The sequence below is a fragment of the bacterium genome (genome assembly GCA_030654305.1).
Classification (GTDB): domain Bacteria; phylum Krumholzibacteriota; class Krumholzibacteriia; order LZORAL124-64-63; family LZORAL124-64-63; genus PNOJ01.
This window is the reverse complement of sequence record JAURXS010000012.1, coordinates 1-4,132: the sequence shown is the minus strand read 5'-3', so window position 1 is coordinate 4,132 and position 4,132 is coordinate 1. Positions and strand designations below refer to the sequence as shown.

Sequence of the window (4,132 nt, the reverse complement as noted above, 5' to 3'; positions counted from 1 at the left end):
TGCGGACGGGCACCGCCGTGAACCTCGGCCGGGGCCTGCTGCAACTGGCCCTGCTGGGGGCGGCGCTCGCCTCCGGCGCCTTCGGCCTCACGGCGGCCTTGGTCATCTTCTGCGTCAGCCAGGTGGCCGGCGTCACGGCGTTCGCGGTCCTGGCCGCGCGCCAAGCTGGCCGCGCGACCGCAGCGGCGCCGGTCCGTCACGCCGGCGGTTGGGCGGGGCTCGTGAGGGCCGGCTGGCAGGGGCAGCTGTCCGCGGTCGTCTCGCTGCTGCACATGCGCCTGGCCCTGGCCCTGGTCGCGGCCTGGCACGGCGCGACGGCGGTGGGGATCTACTCGGTGGCGGTGATGATCGGCGAGGTGCTCTGGCTGCTGCCGAGCGCGCTGCAGCCCTTGCTGGTCTGGTCCGCCGCGGCGCCGGACCGGGAGGCGGGCGACGCCACCTCGGCGCGCGCCGTGCGGGTCGCGCTCGCGGCCACGACGGTCGCCGCCTGCCTGACGGCGGTCGCCGCGCCGCTGCTGCTCGCCCCGCTCTTCGGGGTGCAGTACCGCGCGGCGGTGCCGGCCCTGTGGGCGCTGCTGCCCGGCATCGTGGCCTGCGCGCCGGGCGCCGTGCTGGCGGGCGACTTCATCGGCCGCGGCCGCTCCGCCTGGAACACCCAGGCCAGCCTCGTCACCCTGGCGGTCAACGCGGGGGCGGGTCTGGCGCTGATCCCGGATCACGGCCTGCAAGGCGCCGCGCTGGCCACCTCCCTGGCCTACGCCGTCGGCAGCGCGGTCATGCTGGCCCGCTTCCGCCGGGTCGCCTCGCTGTCCTGGAGACGGCTGCTCCTGCCCAGGCGGGACGATTTTTCGCTCCGCGCCTGACTCCCGCCTGCTCCCCGCACTGCATTTCGATCAATCCATTGTCATTCAACGAGATAACGATTTTCTAGAAAAATCGTTCTTACCCCCTTGACACCATGATTGGTGAAGGATTAAGGTGCCGTGGCGTTCATTGGTGATGAGTGGTTTCCAGTGGTGACCAAAGGAACGCCCCCCCAGCGACGGGATCCCGAGAGGCCATGAGCGACCGGACCCACGACGACAGCAGGAAGAGGCCCCCGTTCACGGGCGCGCAGGAGCGCGTCGTGGACGGCAAGGGCCGTTTCAACCTGCCGGCGCGATTCAGGTCCGGAGGCGCCACGGTCGAGGACGAGCGGTACGTGGTGACGATCGCGTCGGAGAAGTGCCTCGCTCTTTACCCGCGGGAAGAGTGGGACGCGTCGTTCACGGCGACCCTGCTGCAGGGCGGCGACGAGCAGTGGCGCGATCAGATCCGGCGGCTCAGCGCCCAGAGCCTGGACGTCGTGCCGGACCAGCAGGGCCGCGTCACGGTCCCCGTCGAGATCCTCCGGAAGGTCGGCATCTCGGAGCGCATCGTTTTGGTCGGCATGGGCCAGTACCTCGAGCTCTGGGACAAGCAGTCCTACGGCGAGACCAATCCGGCGCAGGAGGCGCCGTCGAAGGATTTCATGGACACGTTCCTGCGCTTCCGGCGCTGAGCCGCGGAAGCAGGGTCGCCGACGGACCGGCGGCCTCGAGGTCGGAGGGAGCCTGGGCTCGCCACGGAGGGCGGGCCGACGAAGGGAAGGGAAGCCCATGCCGGGAGAGTCGACCCGACGGCCGCCGCGCCTGTACGTTCTTGAGGGCGGCCTAGGCTTCGAGATCCGCGAACGCGATGGTGACGTTCGGGTCACTCTCTCCGGCGTCCTGGACCGCCCCATGCTCCAGCGGCTCGTGGCCGCGGTCAGGCCGCGCCTGCGGAGCCGGGACTGCCGCATCGTCCTGGACGGGCGCGGTCTGGACCACCTCGACTTCCGGGCGGTGCGCGACCTCGTCGCCTGGAACCGCCGCCTGCGCGACTACGGCCACACCCTGCTGCTCGCGGGCTGGCGCCCCTACCACCGGGCGATCCTGATCCTCGGCGACCAGTACGGCGAAGCGGCGGCGCTGCGCGTCGCCCCGCCGGTCGCGGCCGGCAGGACCGGTGCCTCGTGAACGCTCCCGCCCACATCCCCGTGCTGCGCGACGAATCGGTGCGGCTGCTGGCCGCCGGTCCGGGCCGACGCATCGTCGACGGCACCTTCGGCAGGGGCGGCCACGCGCGGGCGCTGCTGGCGACGGGGGCCGAAGTGCTGGGCCTCGACCTGGATCCCGACGCCGGCCTCGTCGGGCACGCGCTGGCGGCCGTCGAGTCGCGTTTCCACTTCCAGCACCGCTCGTTCCGCGACCTGGCCGGCGCGCTGGCCGCCGCCGGCTGGGAGCGGGCGGACGGGCTGCTGCTCGACCTCGGCGTCAGTTCCCTGCAGATCGACGCGCCGGCCAAGGGTTTCACCTACCGCGTCGACGCCCCCCTGGACCTGCGCTTCGACCCGGCCGGCGGGCCGTCGGCGGCGGACCTGCTGGCCCGGCTGGACGAGGCCGCGCTGGCCACGCTGCTCTGGACCTACGGGGAGGAGCGCCGCTCCCGGCGCATCGCCGCCGCCATGATCGCCGCGCGCCGCGAGGCGCCGCTGACCACCACCGGCGCGTTGCGGGAGATCGTGGCCTCGGCCGTGGGCCGCGGCCCCGTGCTCACCCCGACGCTCAGCCGCGTGTTCCAGGCCCTGCGCATCGCGGTGAACGACGAGCTGGGTGCCCTGCAGGACGCCCTCGAGCAGGCGCCGGCACGGCTGGCCGCGGGCGGGCGCCTGGTCGTGATCTCCTACCACTCGCTGGAAGACCGCGCCGTGAAGCAGTGGCTCGCGCGCGAGAGCCGCGACTGCCTGTGCCCACCGCGCACGCCGGCCTGCTTCTGCGGGCACCGGCGCACGCTGACGCTCCTGACCCGCCGGCCGGAGGCGCCTTCGGCGGCCGAGGTCGGGTCCAACCCGAGGGCGCGCAGCGCGAAGCTGCGGGCCGCGGAAAGGCTGTGACCATGCACATGACGATCCGGGTCCCCGGCCGCGGCTGTCGCCGCCAGCCCTCCCTGCGCCGCCAGGCGGGACCGATGGCCTGTCGCCGCGAACTGCGCGGCCGCACGCCGCTGGTCACCGCGATGATCTGCGTGGGGAGCCTGGCCGTGCTGTCCTCGCTGATCACGTTGTCCAACGGGATCGTGACCGGGCGGCGGGCCATGCGGGCGCTGATGGCCGACAAGGCCTACCTCGAGACGCAGCTCGGCCTGCTCGAGCAGCAGTGGAACGCCGAGACCTCCCGCACCTGCATCCTCGACCGCGCGCAGCGCGAACTCGGCCTGCAGCGCACCGACGCCCCGGGCCTGATCGTCGTCATGGCCGACCAGGCGGGCGCCGACGAGCAGCCCCTGTGGCAGCGCGTCGTGGCGGCGGTCGGCAGCGGCGACCGCGTCGCGGCGGCCGCCGCCGCCGATCGCTCGCGATGATGCGGCGGGGAGCGGACCGCGCCCGACTGCGGCTCCTGCAGCGACTGGCGGTCATCCCCTTCCTGATCCTGGCGCTGCGCCTGGTCCAGGTGCAGGTCTACCAGCACGACCACTACCTCGCCTTGGCCCTCAAGCAGTGGCAGGACCAGAAGGACCTGCCGGCGGCGCGGGGCAACATCTACGATCGCAACGGCCGCTCCCTCGCCCTGTCGATCATCACCTGGCGCGTGGGCGCCGTGGGCAAGAACCTGCAGGACCAGGACCCCGACGCGCTGGCGGCGAAACTGTCGCCCCTGGTCGGGCAGGACGTCGGCGTGCTCGCCGACCGCTTGCGGCAGGCCAAGGCGAAGCGCGAGTATGTCCTGCTCGACCGCAAGGCCGTCCTGCACGAAACCACCCAGGCCGCACTGCGGCGGTTGCCGGGGATCGATCTCGAGGAGCTGCACTCCCGCTCGTACCCCATGGGCGGCGCCGGCGCCTCGCTGCTCGGGTTCTGCAATCCCGACAGCGGTCGCAAGAACCTCACCGCGGGCCTCGAATGCTCGCTCGATGAGGATCTGGCGGGCCAGCCGGGCAAGGGCCTGATGTACGCGATGGGTCCGGGCGACAACACGGACGGCCTGCAGGTGACCGAGCCCGCCGTCGACGGCCACGACGTGATGCTGACCATCGACGCCGACCTCCAGATCATCGCCGAGCAGGAACTCGCCGC

The 4,132-nt window shown here is 72.9% G+C and carries 6 protein-coding genes; all 6 read left to right on the top strand.

Features of this window, described 5'->3' with window-relative positions; all coding sequences use genetic code 11:
• Positions 1-863, top strand: an 863-nt coding sequence (locus Q7W29_00355) for a polysaccharide biosynthesis C-terminal domain-containing protein (protein MDO9170265.1), incomplete at its 5' end; no start/stop codon positions are given.
• A gap of 197 nt (positions 864-1,060) precedes the next feature.
• Positions 1,061-1,540, top strand: coding sequence for a hypothetical protein (locus Q7W29_00350; GenBank protein MDO9170264.1), 480 nt, complete (start codon positions 1,061-1,063; stop codon positions 1,538-1,540).
• 97 nt (positions 1,541-1,637) lie between these two features.
• On the top strand, positions 1,638-2,036 hold the full coding sequence (locus Q7W29_00345; GenBank protein ID MDO9170263.1) for an STAS domain-containing protein: 399 nt from the start codon (positions 1,638-1,640) through the stop codon (positions 2,034-2,036).
• On the top strand, positions 2,033-2,953 hold the full coding sequence (rsmH, locus tag Q7W29_00340) for a 16S rRNA (cytosine(1402)-N(4))-methyltransferase RsmH (protein ID MDO9170262.1): 921 nt from the start codon (positions 2,033-2,035) through the stop codon (positions 2,951-2,953). The genes Q7W29_00345 and rsmH overlap by 4 nt, the downstream gene beginning before the upstream one ends.
• Positions 2,954-3,027: 74 nt before the next feature.
• Positions 3,028-3,420 (top strand): hypothetical protein, encoded by a 393-nt coding sequence (locus Q7W29_00335; GenBank protein MDO9170261.1) that lies wholly within the window; start codon positions 3,028-3,030, stop codon positions 3,418-3,420.
• On the top strand, positions 3,417-4,132 hold a 716-nt coding region (locus tag Q7W29_00330; GenBank protein ID MDO9170260.1), incomplete at its 3' end, for a hypothetical protein. The genes Q7W29_00335 and Q7W29_00330, both read left to right, overlap by 4 nt.

What these genes read in the sequence shown, in the direction of transcription:
- Q7W29_00350 (MDO9170264.1), top strand. Translation starts at nt 1,061, where the DNA reads ATGAGCGACCGGACCCACGACGACAGCAGGAAGAGGCCCCCGTTCACG.
- Q7W29_00345 (MDO9170263.1), top strand. Translation starts at nt 1,638, where the DNA reads ATGCCGGGAGAGTCGACCCGACGGCCGCCGCGCCTGTACGTTCTTGAG.
- Q7W29_00335 (MDO9170261.1), top strand. Translation starts at nt 3,028, where the DNA reads ATGGCCTGTCGCCGCGAACTGCGCGGCCGCACGCCGCTGGTCACCGCG.